This is a genomic window from Reichenbachiella sp. (genome assembly GCF_965223055.1).
In the GTDB taxonomy this organism is placed as follows: domain Bacteria; phylum Bacteroidota; class Bacteroidia; order Cytophagales; family Cyclobacteriaceae; genus Reichenbachiella.
Map to the genome: position 1 here is coordinate 246,708 of NZ_CBDCVM010000005.1, position 15,087 is coordinate 261,794.

Annotated in this window: 13 protein-coding genes; 10 read left to right on the forward strand and 3 right to left on the reverse strand. The window is 42.2% G+C overall.

Annotated elements, in window-relative coordinates:
- Positions 1-121: 121 nt before the first annotated feature.
- From carB to ACOQO5_RS04105, 8 genes are all read left to right on the forward strand, one after another.
- The gene (gene carB, locus ACOQO5_RS04070; RefSeq protein ID WP_420580406.1) at positions 122-2,938 is read left to right on the forward strand and encodes a carbamoyl-phosphate synthase large subunit; all 2,817 of its coding nucleotides are present in this window, start codon (positions 122-124) and stop codon (positions 2,936-2,938) included.
- A 12-nt stretch (positions 2,939-2,950) separates the two neighbouring features.
- Complete coding sequence (locus ACOQO5_RS04075; RefSeq protein ID WP_420580407.1) at positions 2,951-3,211, forward strand: DUF4834 family protein; 261 nt, start codon at positions 2,951-2,953, stop codon at positions 3,209-3,211.
- Between the two features lie 105 nt (positions 3,212-3,316).
- Positions 3,317-3,997 carry a hypothetical protein gene (locus ACOQO5_RS04080; protein WP_420580408.1) on the forward strand — a complete coding sequence of 227 codons (681 nt, stop codon included), beginning with the start codon at positions 3,317-3,319 and terminating at the stop codon, positions 3,995-3,997.
- A gap of 16 nt (positions 3,998-4,013) precedes the next feature.
- The gene (locus ACOQO5_RS04085) at positions 4,014-4,385 is read left to right on the forward strand and encodes a hypothetical protein (protein ID WP_420580409.1); all 372 of its coding nucleotides are present in this window, start codon (positions 4,014-4,016) and stop codon (positions 4,383-4,385) included.
- A complete protein-coding gene (locus ACOQO5_RS04090) occupies positions 4,385-5,269 on the forward strand; it encodes a TolB family protein (protein ID WP_420580410.1) in 885 nt (294 codons plus the stop codon). Before ACOQO5_RS04085 ends, ACOQO5_RS04090 begins: the two co-directional genes overlap by 1 nt.
- A 30-nt stretch (positions 5,270-5,299) precedes the next feature.
- On the forward strand, positions 5,300-6,112 hold the full coding sequence (locus tag ACOQO5_RS04095; protein ID WP_420580411.1) for a mechanosensitive ion channel family protein: 813 nt from the start codon (positions 5,300-5,302) through the stop codon (positions 6,110-6,112).
- Positions 6,113-6,117: 5 nt separating this feature from the next.
- Positions 6,118-6,525 carry a VOC family protein gene (locus tag ACOQO5_RS04100; RefSeq protein ID WP_420580412.1) on the forward strand — a complete coding sequence of 136 codons (408 nt, stop codon included), beginning with the start codon at positions 6,118-6,120 and terminating at the stop codon, positions 6,523-6,525.
- Between the two features lie 41 nt (positions 6,526-6,566).
- Positions 6,567-7,847: an alpha/beta hydrolase-fold protein gene (locus ACOQO5_RS04105; protein WP_420580413.1), complete on the forward strand. Its 1,281-nt coding sequence runs from the start codon at positions 6,567-6,569 to the stop codon at positions 7,845-7,847.
- 171 nt (positions 7,848-8,018) lie between these two features.
- On the opposite strand, the gene ACOQO5_RS04110 is transcribed toward ACOQO5_RS04105, so the two are convergent.
- Complete coding sequence (locus ACOQO5_RS04110; RefSeq protein WP_420580414.1) at positions 8,019-11,294, reverse strand: amidohydrolase family protein; 3,276 nt, start codon at positions 11,292-11,294, stop codon at positions 8,019-8,021.
- Positions 11,295-11,413: 119 nt separating this feature from the next.
- On the reverse strand, positions 11,414-12,961 hold the full coding sequence (locus ACOQO5_RS04115; protein ID WP_420580415.1) for a peptidase: 1,548 nt from the start codon (positions 12,959-12,961) through the stop codon (positions 11,414-11,416).
- A 93-nt stretch (positions 12,962-13,054) separates the two neighbouring features.
- On the opposite strand from ACOQO5_RS04115, the gene ACOQO5_RS04120 reads away from it, so the two are divergent.
- The gene (locus ACOQO5_RS04120) at positions 13,055-13,834 is read left to right on the forward strand and encodes an SDR family NAD(P)-dependent oxidoreductase (protein ID WP_420580416.1); all 780 of its coding nucleotides are present in this window, start codon (positions 13,055-13,057) and stop codon (positions 13,832-13,834) included.
- Here ACOQO5_RS04120 and msrB read toward each other — a convergent pair whose 3' ends face one another.
- The gene (gene msrB, locus ACOQO5_RS04125; RefSeq protein WP_420580417.1) at positions 13,835-14,320 is read right to left on the reverse strand and encodes a peptide-methionine (R)-S-oxide reductase MsrB; all 486 of its coding nucleotides are present in this window, start codon (positions 14,318-14,320) and stop codon (positions 13,835-13,837) included.
- A gap of 60 nt (positions 14,321-14,380) precedes the next feature.
- Between msrB and ACOQO5_RS04130 the strand changes: the two genes are divergently transcribed.
- Complete coding sequence (locus ACOQO5_RS04130; protein WP_420580418.1) at positions 14,381-15,061, forward strand: hypothetical protein; 681 nt, start codon at positions 14,381-14,383, stop codon at positions 15,059-15,061.
- Positions 15,062-15,087 lie beyond the last annotated feature (26 nt).

A 15,087-nucleotide genomic window follows, 5' to 3' on the forward strand; every position in this document is an offset into this window, starting at 1 on the left:
ACTGGCCAAGGAGGTTAAGAAAAATTCGAGACAATGCTCTCAATCCTTTTTATTACGCCTAATAGCTTCTAGATTTGCGCAATTTTAGAGTATCCATACTATCAAATAAAAAACATCCGCAATGCCAAAGGACAATAGCATCAAATCAGTACTCATTATTGGAAGCGGCCCTATCGTTATCGGTCAGGCTTGTGAATTCGATTATTCAGGTTCACAGGCGGCAAGATCACTTAGGGAAGAAGGAATCGAAGTGACGTTGATCAATTCGAACCCGGCAACCATCATGACTGATGAAGTAACAGCGGACAACATTTACCTCAAGCCCCTTACAAAACAATCCATTCGAGAGATTCTCGAAAAACATGATAACATCGATGCCGTACTGCCTACCATGGGTGGACAGACGGCATTGAACCTGGCCATGGACTGCGACAAAGCAGGCATATGGAAGAAGCACAATGTGCGAATTCTAGGTTCAAACTTCGATGCGATCGAAACCACTGAGGATCGAGAGAAATTCAGATTGCTTATGCAAAAACTGAATGTTGGGGTTTGTAAAGGAAGGACAGCGACTTCGTTTCTGGAAGGAAAAGAAATTGCACAAGAAATTGGCTTTCCACTTATTATTCGTTCGTCCTACACACTAGGTGGAGCAGGTGGTGGGTTCGTGGAAAACCCAGAAGATTTTGATAAAGCCTTGAACGCAGGGCTCCATGCCTCACCGATCCATGAGGTATTGATTGAGCAGAGTATCCTTGGATGGAAGGAATACGAACTGGAAGTGATGCGAGACAACATCGGCAACTTCATCGTCATTTGTTCGATTGAAAACTTTGACCCGATGGGTGTGCATACTGGTGACTCTATTACAGTAGCGCCAGCCATGACACTTCCAGATACAGTCTACCAGCACATGAGAAATCTAGCTATCAAAATGCTAGACGGCATTGGCCAGTTTGCAGGTGGATGTAACGTACAATTTGCTGTGCACCCAGAGACAGATGAAATCATCGGTATCGAGATCAACCCGAGAGTATCTCGTTCATCAGCCTTGGCTTCCAAAGCTACTGGCTATCCAATTGCGAAAATAGCAGCGAAGCTGGCGATTGGTTACAATCTGGATGAGTTGAATAACCAAATTACAAAAACTACGTCCGCATTCTTCGAACCAACGATCGATTACGTGATCGTAAAAGTGCCACGTTGGAACTTTGATAAATTCAAAGGATCTGATAGACACCTTGGTCTGCAAATGAAATCTGTGGGTGAAGCCATGGGTATTGGTCGAAACTTTCAAGAGGCGCTACAAAAGGCTTGTCAGTCTTTGGAGATCAAAAGAAATGGATTGGGCGCAGATGGCAGAGAGCTGAAAAGCCACGACGAGCTGCTTTACAGTTTGAAACACCCAAGCTGGAACAGACTCTTCCATGTGTATGACTCTTTCAAGTTGGGTATCCCCTTCAAAACCATACATAACTTGACTAGAATCGATCCTTGGTTCTTAAATCAGATCGAAGAATTGATCAAGCTAGAAGACAAAATAGAAAAGTACAAGCTAGATACGCTACCAAAAGAACTATTGCTTGAAGCAAAGAAAAAAGGTTATGCGGATCGACAAATTGCTCATTTGATCGACTGTTTGGAGAGCGAAGTATTTGCCAAAAGACAAGAATTGGGTATCAAGCGTACTTACAAGCTTGTAGATACCTGTGCGGCTGAGTTTGATGCGAAGACACCTTATTACTACTCTACTTTCGAAGAGGAAAACGAATCCGTAGCGTCGGACAACAAGAAAATCATTGTGTTAGGATCTGGACCAAATAGAATTGGTCAGGGGATTGAGTTTGACTACTCCTGCGTGCATGGCATCCTGGCCGCTAAAGAATGCGGCTATGAGACCATCATGATCAACTGCAATCCAGAGACTGTTTCAACCGACTTTGATATTGCTGACAAGCTCTACTTCGAGCCAGTATTCTGGGAGCACATTTATGAAATTATCCTTTTGGAAAAACCGGAAGGTGTGATCGTACAATTGGGTGGACAAACAGCCTTGAAATTGGCTGAAAAGCTCGAGCGATACGGTATCAAAATTATCGGTACCAGCTTCAAAGCATTGGACTTAGCCGAAGACAGAGGGTCATTCTCATCCTTACTGAAAGAAAACGACATTCCTTATCCAAAATTTGGCGTTATAGAAACAGCGGATGAGGCGCTTGAGCTTTCTAAGGAACTGGGCTTCCCTTTATTAGTTAGACCTTCTTACGTACTGGGTGGTCAAGGCATGAAGATCGTGATCAATGAAGAAGAACTAGAATCGCACGTGGTGGAATTGTTTAGACAAATTCCAGGAAACAGGGTGATGCTAGATCACTTCCTGGACGGTGCGCTAGAAGCAGAGGCTGATGCGATATGCGATGGTGAGAATGTCCATATCATCGGTATCATGCAGCACATCGAACCTGCGGGTATTCACTCTGGAGATTCGTTCGCGGTATTGCCTCCGTTTAACCTGGGAGACTTAGTCATCAGAAAGATCGAGGACTATACCAGAAAAATTGCCACAGCACTGGATACGGTTGGTTTGATCAACATTCAGTTTGCTGTGAAAAACGATGAAGTGTATATCATTGAGGCCAATCCAAGAGCGTCGAGAACCGTACCTTTCATCTGTAAGGCGTACCAAGAGCCTTATGTGAACTACGCGGTGAAAGTGATGCTTGGAGATAAGAAAGTGACTGACTTCAAATTTAATCCGAACACCAAGGGATACGCTATCAAAGAACCGGTATTCTCATTTCACAAATTCCCGAATGTAAATAAGGAATTAGGACCTGAGATGAAATCTACTGGCGAGTCCATTTACTTCATTGATGACTTGATGGACGATTATTTCATGGAATTGTACGCCGAACGAAACCTATACCTCAGTCGATAAGTAAAAGACACTATGTTTAAGTTTTTACTCCTCTTATTTGTTTTCATTTGGGTCATTGCCAAACTCGGTGGGTTTATACTTCGAACCTTGTTTGGAGGATTCACCACACAAGCTCGCCAACAGACTTACCAATCTCAAGGCCAGCGCAGCCAGCAGAGACAACCTAGAGATGGCAACGTGAGTATTGACTACAACCCGAGAGATAGACAAAAGTCAAAGGACGGTGGAAATTTCAAGGGCGGTGACTACGTAAACTATGAGGAGGTAGACTAAACAGTTTTAATAAAATTGATATACAAATGGCTGGCAAGATTTGCTGGCCATTTTTGTTTTACATCAAAAGGGAATAATTTCGGTTTTAACCAATCTGAAACTGAAATGCACAAAACACTAATTCTACTCCTATCATTGGCCTTGGCTTGTTCACCGAAACAGCAAGAGTTAACCCTTGAGGAAAAACTGGATTTGATCCACCAAAATGCGGCTAAAGTAAATCCCTTTGAAACATATGCAGACGAATTATTTAAAGTGGACTGCAGTCAGGTTGATCAGATGCTATATGACATTTTTGAAGCAGACCAGGAAGTGAGAATGGAAGAGCTTCCGATGGAAGCTACTGATCATTCGAATCTTATTAAAGTATTGTCTATATTGAAGTCTTGTGGGTTGCCAAAAGTCAATCAACTAGGTTCAACTGAAAGCATGAACGCCATTGCTTATGTCTTGCAACATCAACGAAATCAAGATATCTCAGCGTACTTTTTACCAACAATCCAAAAAGGATTTGAGACAGCGCTATTTTCACCAGAAATTTGGGCAAGAATTATCGATCGTCAGTTAATGTTCAATGGCTACAAACAAGTCTATGGAACAAATTTTTTTGACGGTAAACTATATGAACTAGAAAATCCAGATGAAGTTCAAGAAAGAAGAGATGCCATGGGGCTTGGACAATCCTTTGAAACAATTCTTGATTACAATGGACTTACTCTTGAAGAAGCACTGGCGGATCAATATCCTGCGGAGCAGCTTCAACGAATTCTGGTAAAACCAAATTAATAATTTCAGCTATTCCATGAACACCAAAACCCTAATGACTCTTACCGCAATATATCTTGCTGTGCAAGGCCTACTTTTGACTTTTCTCCCTCAAGAAGTAAATGCCTATTTCGGTCTCAGTGCTAAAGGAATGTCCGTACTGATCTCACAAACTCTAGGAGCCGCCTTGTTGGCCTTTGCCATGCTGAATTGGATGACCCGAAATAATATTTTGGGAGGGATATATGGGAAACCGCTGATGATGGCCAACTTCTTGTTTTTCTTCGCTTCGGGTATGAGCTATCTAAAGGGAGCCAACAGCGAACTGATATGGGTTTTAGCTGGTGTTTCGCTATTCATTGGACTGTCGTTCGGATACGTTGCATTTACACACCCATTCAAAAAATAATGAAACCATACTTTTACCTCACGATTCTCTTGTTGTCTTGTGGTACGGAGCCCAAACAACAAGCATCTTTTGAGCCCGAAGCCTTTCTGTCTGAGTTCGTTTCGGCAGGACAACTGGCACATGGAGGTATCTTGTCACCCGATGGTCTGCAGTACTATGTTACACTATCAGATTCCAACTTTCAGCATTTCAATGTGGTAATGTCCGAGAATAAAAATGGAAAATGGGGTGTACCGAAGCCGGTATCTTTTAATTCGAGTCATGATGAACATGGGGTTAATTTTTCTCCTGATCAACAGTATATTTATTTTAGTTCGACCAGGCCAGTTCCGAAAGACAGTCTATCCAACTCCTGGCAAATTTGGCGATGCCAAAAAACACCTGACGGATGGGGTGAACCCGAATGGGTAATACTGCCTTCTATGTCAGGTCAATTGGTCTCTCATCCATCACTTACCGAAACTGGCAGAATATATTTTCATGCCGGAAAAAAGGATTATAGTCAGCTCTCCATCTATTATGCTAATCAGCATAATGGAAAGTTTTCAGCTCCTAAAAAAGTAACTTTCAATACTATACTAGAAGGTCTCCAAATAACGCCATATGTAGCTGCAGATGAATCATTTCTGATTTTCGGTCAACTAGCGAATGGGAAGGAAGAATTATATGTATCAAAAAATATCAATGGAGAATGGCAAACGCCCATTAGGTTAAATGATAAAATCAATCACGACTGCAAGGCCAATCCTTTTATTAGTACAGACGCCAAATTTCTATATTATGCCTCTGGGAAATTTGATGATCATGGAATACCCAAGAACTGGATCATAAAACGAGTTTTATGGAAAGGTATGCCAGATAGTATCAGGTTCTCTAAGAATTGATTAATTTCATTGAAACTAAACGAGAAAACTATGACAGTCGAAGAGTTGATGCCACAGATACTTGACCTCATTTTTGAATACGGTCCCAAATTAGTAGGAGCTATTTTAGTCCTCGTTATTGGGTTCTGGGTGGTTAAAGCCATGACCAATGGCTTCAAGCGCTTACTAGAGGTACGAGATATTGATGCTTCTCTCAAACCATTTTTAGTGAGTCTGGTCTCGATGCTACTCAAAGTGGTTTTGGTCATTTCTGTCTTGACTACAATGGGTATAGAAATGACATCGTTAGTGGCCGTTCTGGGCGCGGCCGGACTGGCCGTGGGCATGGCGTTATCTGGTACATTACAAAATTTTGCTGGGGGTGTGGTAATTCTCTTGTTTAGACCCTTCAAAGTGGGTGACTTCATCGATGCGCAAGGCCACTCAGGTACTGTTCATTCGATTCAGATTTTCAACACCATACTAAAAACACCGGACAACAAGACGATCATTATACCCAACGGAGGACTGTCTACTAGCAGTATGACCAACTACTCCACAGAACCAAAAAGACGAGTGGATTGGACTGTGTGCATCGGATATGGTGATGACGTAGACAAAGCGAGGGCCGTGATCAAAAAACTAGCCGATGACGACCAACGAATACACAAGGACCCAGAAGTATTCATTGCCGTGTCAGAGCTGGCTGATAGCTCAGTCAACTTTACGGTAAGGGCTTGGGTAGATGCGCCAGATTATTGGGGAGTAAACTTCGATATGAACGAAAATATCTATAAAACTTTCGCCAAAGAAGGTCTCAATATTCCTTTCCCTCAAATGGATGTACACGTACATAAAAACTGAAAAAAATGAATCTATTTCACTATGCCTTTAAAGTCAAAGACATTGACTCTACCAGAAAATTCTATGTGGATGTTTTAGGATGTAAAGAAGGTCGCTCGACAGAAACATGGATAGACTTTGAATTTTTCGGCCACCAATTATCGGCTCATATCAGTGCAGATATTCCTCCGCTAGATTACTGCGGAAAAGTAGATGGAATCAATGTCCCCATTCCTCACTTTGGTTGCCTGCTGAGTTCTGTAGATTTTCAAAAAGTAAAACAGCAATTGGAAGGAGCGCAAATTGAATTTCTTGTCAAACCCCAGGAACGTTACAAAGGACAAAAAGGAGAGCAGCTCACCATGTTTGTATTTGATCATAGTGGAAATCCACTGGAGTTTAAATCATTCAAAAACGAAGATGAGGTTTTTTAATCTAGATTAAACTTATATCAATTTAACTCAACCCAACGTTTATGCTTTCTTCATTTAGATTCTTCCATGTTTTGTTGTTCGCAATTGCGTCTTTTTCTTGTCAAAAACAAGAAAAAATAAACCCTGTTGCTTCGGCATCGAATTCTATCGAGATCGGACTTATTGACAGCTTATATTCTGAAATATTGGGAGAGTCACGAACGGTTTGGGTACATGTGCCGAACAGCGCTAAAAATACTCTTTTTGGAGACCGTACTTATCCAGTGCTCTATTTATTAGATGGAAGTGCGCATTTTCATTCTGTATCAGGAATGATTAACCAGTTAAGTACCAAAAATGGCAATATGATCGTGCCAGAGATGGTAGTTGTGGCAATATTAAATACCAATAGAAGCAAAGATCTCACCCCTACACGAGTAGAAATCGATACTTTCACAGGAGATAGCATTGCCTATGAATCCGGTGGTGGTGGAGCATTTCTTGATTTTATAGAAAAAGAATTGATACCTCATGTAGAAAAAAAATATCCGGTAGCTCCATACCGAACATTTGTAGGTCACTCCTTCGGTGGACTAAGTGTACTCAATGCTCTGATATCAAAGCCAGACCTATTCAACAACTACATAGCTATAGACCCCAGTCTTTGGTGGGATAATCAGGCTTTTATGAAAACCGCAGATTCGATTCTGACAACTAATACTTACACTGGCAAATCATTGTATATAGGGGTGGCTAATACTATGAGTGACAAGCAGACAATAGAAACTGTAATGGACGATACTACACGTTCTACACTTCATATTCGATCGAACTTGGAATTCGCTAATTCTATTGAATCAAAAAAAGAAAACGGGCTTGAGTTTAATTGGAAATATTATGGCAATGACACTCATGGAAGCGTCCCACTAATCACCGAATATGATGCCCTTCGTTTCATGTTTCCATGGTATGCTTTTAAAAACATAAACCAAATCTATGACCCCAACTCAGATGCCATAGACTTGCTAAATAGTATCGCTACTCATTTCGGTCTTGTTTCTGATCAATTTGGCTATGCGGTACTTCCTCCAGCAGGTTTGATCAACGACATTGGATATACTAAAATGAGGCTTAAAAAATTCGAAGATGCTCACACCTTTTTCGACCTAAATATCAAGAATTATCCTGATGTCTCTAACGTGTATGATTCCAAAGGAGATTGTTTTCTGGCCGAAGGCGACTCCTTAAAAGCATTGGAATATTTCACCAAAGCATTGGAAGTCGGGCCTAATGAATACTCCCAACCTAAGATCGATGCCATAAAAGGAGCCATGGCTAAATAAATGGGCCATAAACAAAAAGAGACTGTCTCAAAATCTTTAAATCGGTCATCACGAACGTAGTGAAGTGATCTTATTGTTCGAATACGGGTCTTATAATAAGATTGCTTCACGTTGTTCGCAATGACGGTCAACTTTTGAGACCGTCGCTTTCACAATGGTCTGTCAGAGTTATCAATGCCCCGCTCTACATGAGCAGCCCTCATCAGTAGCGCCATGCCAGTCGAAAGCTGGCGCATAACCCGTTTGCTCCCAGTAGAACTTGCTTCTGGGCTTGTTGTAGTTTCCAACTTCGTTCATCGTATTAGCATCATACAATCTTCCATTGATCATGGTGTACACTACAGAGTTTGAGTTTTGAATATCCTCCAATGGATTTCTGTCCAAGACGACCAAGTCGGCCAGTTTACCTTCTTCGATCGACCCAATCTGATCATCCATACCGAGATAATTAGCACCATTCAAAGTGGCTGATCGAATGGCCTCGAGAGGTGTCATTCCGCCTTGAGCCAATTCCCATAGCTCCCAGTGTGCGCCTAATCCTTGTAGCTGACCATGGGCACCCAGGTTTACTTTCACACCTGCATCAGTCAGTTTCTTACAGCTCTTTGATGCCAGGATATGTCCATTGTCATATTCTTTCATCGGGATCATCGTTCTGTGTCTTGACCTGGAATCGATCGTGCTGCGCGGTGTAAAGTTCAAGAGTTTTTCATCCTCCCAAACATTGGTGGTTTGATACCAGTAGTACTCTCCACTCACAGACCCATAGCTTACAAGCAAGGTAGGCGTATAACCTGTTTTGCTCGCCTGCCATAGTTGAATCACGTCATTGTGCAATTCACCTACAGGTAAATTATGCTCTACGCCGGTATGACCATCCAAAATCATAGATAAATTGTGAAAGAAATTAGAGCCGCCTTCTGGCACCACCTCCACCTGCTGTTCGTGAGCCGCCTGGATCACTTGCTGGCGCTGGTCTCTTCTCGGCTGATTGTAGCTTTTCACAGAGAAGGCACCAAAAGCTTTCGTTCTGGTGATGGCTGACCGTGCGTCATCCAAACTGTTAACCAAGGCTTTGAAATCCCCATCAGCGCCGTAGAGAATTACTCCAGTAGAGAATATTCTCGGGCCCACCATAGCACCTGATTTCACCATTTCAGATTGTGAGAAAACCATTTCTGTGTTGGAAGATGGGTCGTGGGTAGTGGTCACTCCATAAGCCAGATTCGTGTGATACTGCCAGTGCTGCTGAGGACTTAATCCATAACGGAAAGCACCAAGGTGTGCATGCACATCGATCAAGCCAGGCATGATTGTCTTACCTGTGGCATCAATCACTTTGGCATCAGACGGTACTTCAACATCAGTTCCTACGGCAATGATTTTGTTAGACTCCACTACCACTGTTCCTTTTTCAATCACCTCATCACCATTCATGGTAATGATTCTGGCATTCGTGAAAGCAATTTTCCCATTTGGCTTATCCGAAGGCAATTGTAAGTCAATCTTGACCCCAACCGAATCCATAGGAGGAATACTATCAGGTGCACCTTCTACAAACAAGAATCTGTCATTGATCGCATTGCTGAAATACTCGTCACCCAATGTCCAATTCAATCTTTTCGAATCATTCGACCATTGGATATTAATTCCGGCATCTTTGGCCACTTGTGCCACTGGCACGTTCGTAGACTTTCCGTCTAGTGTAATAGTCTTGCCCGCCAATGGCATAGCAGCGATATAGACTTTGTAAAGGTTAGAAAACGCCACCCACTTTTCATCCGGACTCGGGATGATGCGTTGACCATATTTCGACTTCACGATTGCTCTCTCATCTGTCCCGTCCACTTTCACTGACTTCAGTGTTTTTTCTAACGAGCCAAATAGATAACCGCCAGTTTGGTAATAAATGCGATCACCCTTTTGATTAAATGTTGGATAGGCACCCTCGTCGGTGATTTTTTCTGCTGTAGTAGCTGTCTTTTTTGAAGTACTTACCTTCAGTAAATACAAGCCTGGTTCCTTGGTATTCAAATAACCTTGGTGACCATTGCCGCCTTCTTTTCTGTAAACGATTTTGTTGATGTCAGTCGGATGAAAAGCGGGCTCTCGATAGATGGCTTTTTCTGTAGTTAATTTTACAGGCCTGGATTTTGATGAAGTCATCTCCAGGCGATATATCGCACCCATGTTGTCATCGTTCCAGGTCACGTAAGTCAAGTATTTTCCATCTCTAGTATAAGCAGGCTCGAATTCTAAATCCATCCCGGAAGTCAATCTTGCAGGCGTGCCATTTGGCAAGCTCTTTTTCCATAAATAACCAGCTGCATTAAACACTAGAGTTTTACCATCTGGCGAAGTCACTGTTTGCCGGATAGCCTTTGCAGTAAATTGGTCTGGTGCGGCCTCATTTCTAAATTTTAGCGCATCCACAATTTTGTGAGTAGCTGTGGCCTCAAATGGAATCGTAGTAACTTCCATGCTAGCCACGTTGATCTTTCGGATTTTGCCTTTGGACCAAACAATGATATGCTGATCATCTGGTGTCCAGTTGAACCCTACGAAAGGACCAAATATCGCCCACGCTTCCTGTTGGTCTTTGGTGAGGTCATCGTAGATCGGCCACTCGGCGCCTGTTTTCAGATCATGTAAATACAACACTGTTTTTTCGCGCACGCGACGAACAAAGGCTAACTTATCCCCTTTGTGAGAAGTCACTGGTCGTATAGCACCTCCTGCTCCGCCTGTTACTTTTTCTGTTTTTCCTTTTTCTAGATCATACCTTTTGATCGCATAGATCTGGCTATTGGGGTCTTTGTTGTACTGAAAGTATCCACCCGGATACATATCTTCGCTGTAGTACACATATTTACCATCCGATGAAGCCCAAGGCTCGCCGATGTCTTGTTGTTCGTTTTTCTTCTCTACCAATTGAATACCTGCTCCTCCAGATTTGTGATACATCCAGATCTCACCAGCCCCAGCAGATCGCTGAGAGGTAAAGTGCTTTCTGGCATACAAGTAGTTGCCATCTGCAGACCATACGGCATTATTGAGCAATCTAAAATCTTCCTTGGTTACTTGTTTGGCCTCAGAGCCATCTATGTTCATCACCCAAATGTTGTCGCCTCCACCTGCATCACTCGTGAAACTAATTTGTTTACCGTCTGGACTAAACCTCGGCTGAACTTCGAAAGCATGGCCCTCACGAATAACTTTAGCTTTTCCTCCAGCCATCGGTAGGGTATAAATGTCTCCCAGCAAATCGAAAACCAGCAATGAACCATCTGGGCTCACATCCACACTCATCCAAGTACCTTCGTCTGTGGTAATGGTTGTCTCCTGATAGGGCAAGGTAGGTTCAGATACTTTCCAATCTTTCTTTTCCTGAGCATTGATGGAAAACATTACACCAAATGCCAAAAATGCAGTCAATAGTTTATTCATGGTCATTTATTTGTTGTCTAAAATCATTCGAAGATAACTTATTCTCACTTAACTGATTAGTAGAAAAAAAGGCTGACTAAATATACTCAGTCAGCCTTCTGTTTATTTTGTTCTGCTCTCTACAGATTCGTGGTCCAGGCTTTGCGCAAAGCCAGTTGCTCTTTGGTAGCATCCTCATCCAATTCAAATACAAATTTTTCTACTTTGGCCTCTTCGCCCTCACCAACTGTTTTTTCAGGAGAATAAGAAACACCCACTTTGGCATAGAATTCTGCCAATGGTAATGGCTCATCATTTTTCACATAATTCTCGAAGAAGTCTGCTACCTCTGGATAAGTCATGTCTACGAAAATATCGAAGAATTCATCTTCAGGAAAAGCCTTCTCAGGACCATATTTTTTGGACAGTTCGTTTACTACTTCGCGCATCCCTCGCTTACCTTCAGATTTTTCGAGAAGCAGAATGTCTAACAGGTTAATGATTACAGCACCTTTGAAGTAGACGTTGCCATAATTTTTTCTGCCTGATTCCATAAATGAAGTTTCGGCAATTTTTGTCAAACTATAGTCAGAATCAAAGTAATAATCATCTACACTTAATTTGTAATTCAATTGACCCAAAAGCTCTTCTATTGTCATGAGACCTCCCCTCACTTGCATCATGTCCGATGCCCATTCGGTAGTAGATTCATACAGCCAAAGATGTGCAGATGGCGTAGGTGTCACAAAGTTGAACTGCTGGATAATCTCGCTGTGAATGTTGAGCGGTGTAATAATGTGAAAGAATTCATGCGCTGCCGTACTGGTGATTTTTGGTCCGCCATCAACAGCGTATTCTTCTTCCGAGTAGACATATTCAGAGCTGTAGGAATGCTCCCAAGCTCCCGCCGTAATGTCTTCAAAATGAAAAAGGAAGGTATACCTGTCCACTGGAAAATCCACCACAAATTCATTGGCAGCCTGGAGCATGGCACTCATGCTTTCCAATAGGTCTGCGGACTTAATCTTATCCGTTTTGCTATAAGTATATAGCTCAACTTTAGTTCCGTTGAAGTCTGCGCTGGCTTCTGAGAGTCTTCCCAAAAGTATAGGAGAATCTACGGCATGATCGAAGTTTTTAGCCGTATACACACCTTCCTCATTTTTTGAAAGAGCCGTACCGACTTGCCATTCGCCTGGATAGGTAAAAGCAATAGACAACGGCTCACTTTGCATACCCTGAGGGTAGCCGATGACACAGTGTGCATTGAACAACACATGATCTTCTTCGATAGAGGTGCCGCACATCTTGTAAATCTCCATTTCCTCCACAGGCGTATCCCAAGTTTCCAGTATGCGATATTCTATTTTATCAATCTTTTTAGGTTTAGTCAGCACCCATTGATTATCTCCCTTCCTTTTCGTTTCGATCTCATTTCCCTTTTTATCATAGGCTTTGAAATCTCTCACAAACCGGCCAATGTTCATGGTCTGATAGGTGCCGGGAGCTGTAGCTGCAAATTGATAGATATTGTTTTCTTCTGACAACCCTTTCACGTCAAGGGTGACCTTGAATTCATCATTGCTTCGATCATTGAGGTTAATGCTGTAATTGAGGGTTGTTTTTTGACCGCAAGAAACGAGTATTACTCCTACGATCATCAAGCTTGTTGTAAATAGTTTTTTCATTTTTAGAGTTTTTTGACTTTCAACAGGCAATATAAGAGTTGCCCCTATAACAACGCACATCTTTGTGATGAACGGAATAGTTAATTTCGCATCATGCAAACCATTAGTATTTTAGGGTGCGGCTGGTTAGGTCTTCCATTGGGCAAACACCTGAGCCAATCTGGCTTTCAAGTAAAAGGCTCTACCACCAACAAGGATAAATTGCCATTGCTCGAAAAAGCTGGTATCCAACCTTTCCATTTGATACTCAATCCATATCTGGCAGGAGACCCTGCTGAGTTTTTTGAATCTGATATCACTATTGTCAACCTTCCACCTCGAAATCAAAATGGCGCGGAAGATTTTCACGAAAACCAACTCAAATCTATTCTTGAGTGCATTCAATCAGAAAAAGTCATTTTTATTAGCTCTACCGCAGTATATCCAGCGAACAACAAGGTGGTAAATGAAGAAGATGCCAGTTCAGCATGTATGACACGCGGTGGAATTCCGCTGCTCAAAATGGAACATCTATTTTCAAATAACCCAGCCTTCGAAACTACTGTGATCCGCTTCGGTGGGCTGTACGGGCCGGATAGACATCCTGGAAAATTCTTAGCCGGAAAGAAAGACTTGGCAGGAGCCAATAGTCCAATCAATATGATTCATCTCGATGATTGCATTGGAGTAATCCAAACTATTATCGAACGAAATCTTTGGGGGGTGACAATAAATGCTTGCGCGCCTTCAGAGGAAACAAGGCAATCATTTTACGAAAAGGCTGCAAAATCATTGGACATCGAAGCACCAACTTTTTCTGATGAAGGTGCGTCATTCAAAAAGGTCAGCGCTGAGAAACTTATAAGAATGACCGGTTATCAATTTAAACACTAATTAATTTTCTTCTTTGAATACCAAGCTCGCAGAGTTAATACAATAGCGTAAACCTGTGGGCTTTGGGCCATCCTCAAATACGTGCCCCAAGTGTCCCTCACATTTGGCACAGATCACTTCAGTACGCACCATGCCATATTTATAATCTGCCAAATCTAGCAAACTCGTATCCGTAGCGTAGGTATAGAAACTCGGCCAGCCACTACCTGATTCAAATTTGGTTTTGGATTCGAAGAGCGGGTTGGCGCATGCCGCGCAATAAAACATGCCCCTACGTTTTTCCTTATTCAACTCACCAGTCCAGGGTCTTTCTGTCCCTTTTTCCCGAAGGACGTTGTATTGCATAGGAGTTAGAATTTCCTTCCACTCCGCATCCGACTTGATGACTTTTTGTTTGATAGAAGAAGTAGACTTTTTCTGATCTTGTCCTTGCGTTTGACAAGCTGAAATAAATAAAATGGCCAATACTGAAATAAATACTTTCATAGTGATTCTTTTCCCTTTTGGTAGGTACAACATAAATTTAACCGAATAAATTCAGATGTTATGCTAAAACCGATCTATGCCCTTTTGATCTTCCTTTGGGCATGTGAGCCAAAGGAAAAATCAATACAAGAAAGTACAAATGAAGCTGCTCCAGTTGAAACTGAATCGGTCATCCTACGCTTTGATGTGAATGAGGAGTTAGCAGGGTCTTCTTATCGTGAAAAAGCCACAGGTTACTTGATGGTATTAGATGGAGACAGTACTTTGTTTTTTCCCGCTTTTACCAAAGGCAAAAAGGATGGGCGAGTCAGCTTAATACTTGGTCTACATCCGTCATTGACCTATCACGAACAAATGAGGCAACTCAAAACCATTTTGCCTTATGCGGCCAAAGATTATAATTTCGATTCTCTATCAGGTGTTTATATTGGTCGATTGGTACAAACGGGTGATCTCGCCATACAGGTGACCAATGAATATCTCAATACTTTTGGTGGCTATGCCTCCACGGCTACAACTGAATACGATACCATCGCCAGCTTCCTGGCTGCTTCACAATTAGGACAAGATTTCAACACACTCTTTGCTCCATATGATATCACAGTCGTAGGCACCTCAGTGGAAAAAGTGTTTTATACTGAAATGTACGGGTCCATCAAGATTGACTCCACCTTACATGCTCAGTTTCCTGACAAGGTTTTGGATGCCATGACTTGGGTAAGACTAGCGAAGAAAGATTAAAGCTAGGCCCAGCTTGCACCGAGCCT

Bases quoted from the DNA above. Each gene is read 5' to 3' on its own strand.
- carB (WP_420580406.1), top strand. From the start codon at position 122: ATGCCAAAGGACAATAGCATCAAATCAGTACTCATTATTGGAAGCGGC.
- msrB (WP_420580417.1), bottom strand. From the start codon at position 14,320: ATGAAAGTATTTATTTCAGTATTGGCCATTTTATTTATTTCAGCTTGT.
- ACOQO5_RS04115 (WP_420580415.1), bottom strand. From the start codon at position 12,961: ATGAAAAAACTATTTACAACAAGCTTGATGATCGTAGGAGTAATACTC.
- ACOQO5_RS04120 (WP_420580416.1), top strand. From the start codon at position 13,055: ATGCAAACCATTAGTATTTTAGGGTGCGGCTGGTTAGGTCTTCCATTG.
- ACOQO5_RS04105 (WP_420580413.1), top strand. From the start codon at position 6,567: ATGCTTTCTTCATTTAGATTCTTCCATGTTTTGTTGTTCGCAATTGCG.
- ACOQO5_RS04110 (WP_420580414.1), bottom strand. From the start codon at position 11,294: ATGAATAAACTATTGACTGCATTTTTGGCATTTGGTGTAATGTTTTCC.
- ACOQO5_RS04075 (WP_420580407.1), top strand. From the start codon at position 2,951: ATGTTTAAGTTTTTACTCCTCTTATTTGTTTTCATTTGGGTCATTGCC.
- ACOQO5_RS04100 (WP_420580412.1), top strand. From the start codon at position 6,118: ATGAATCTATTTCACTATGCCTTTAAAGTCAAAGACATTGACTCTACC.
- ACOQO5_RS04130 (WP_420580418.1), top strand. From the start codon at position 14,381: ATGCTAAAACCGATCTATGCCCTTTTGATCTTCCTTTGGGCATGTGAG.
- ACOQO5_RS04090 (WP_420580410.1), top strand. From the start codon at position 4,385: ATGAAACCATACTTTTACCTCACGATTCTCTTGTTGTCTTGTGGTACG.
- ACOQO5_RS04080 (WP_420580408.1), top strand. From the start codon at position 3,317: ATGCACAAAACACTAATTCTACTCCTATCATTGGCCTTGGCTTGTTCA.
- ACOQO5_RS04085 (WP_420580409.1), top strand. From the start codon at position 4,014: ATGAACACCAAAACCCTAATGACTCTTACCGCAATATATCTTGCTGTG.
- ACOQO5_RS04095 (WP_420580411.1), top strand. From the start codon at position 5,300: ATGACAGTCGAAGAGTTGATGCCACAGATACTTGACCTCATTTTTGAA.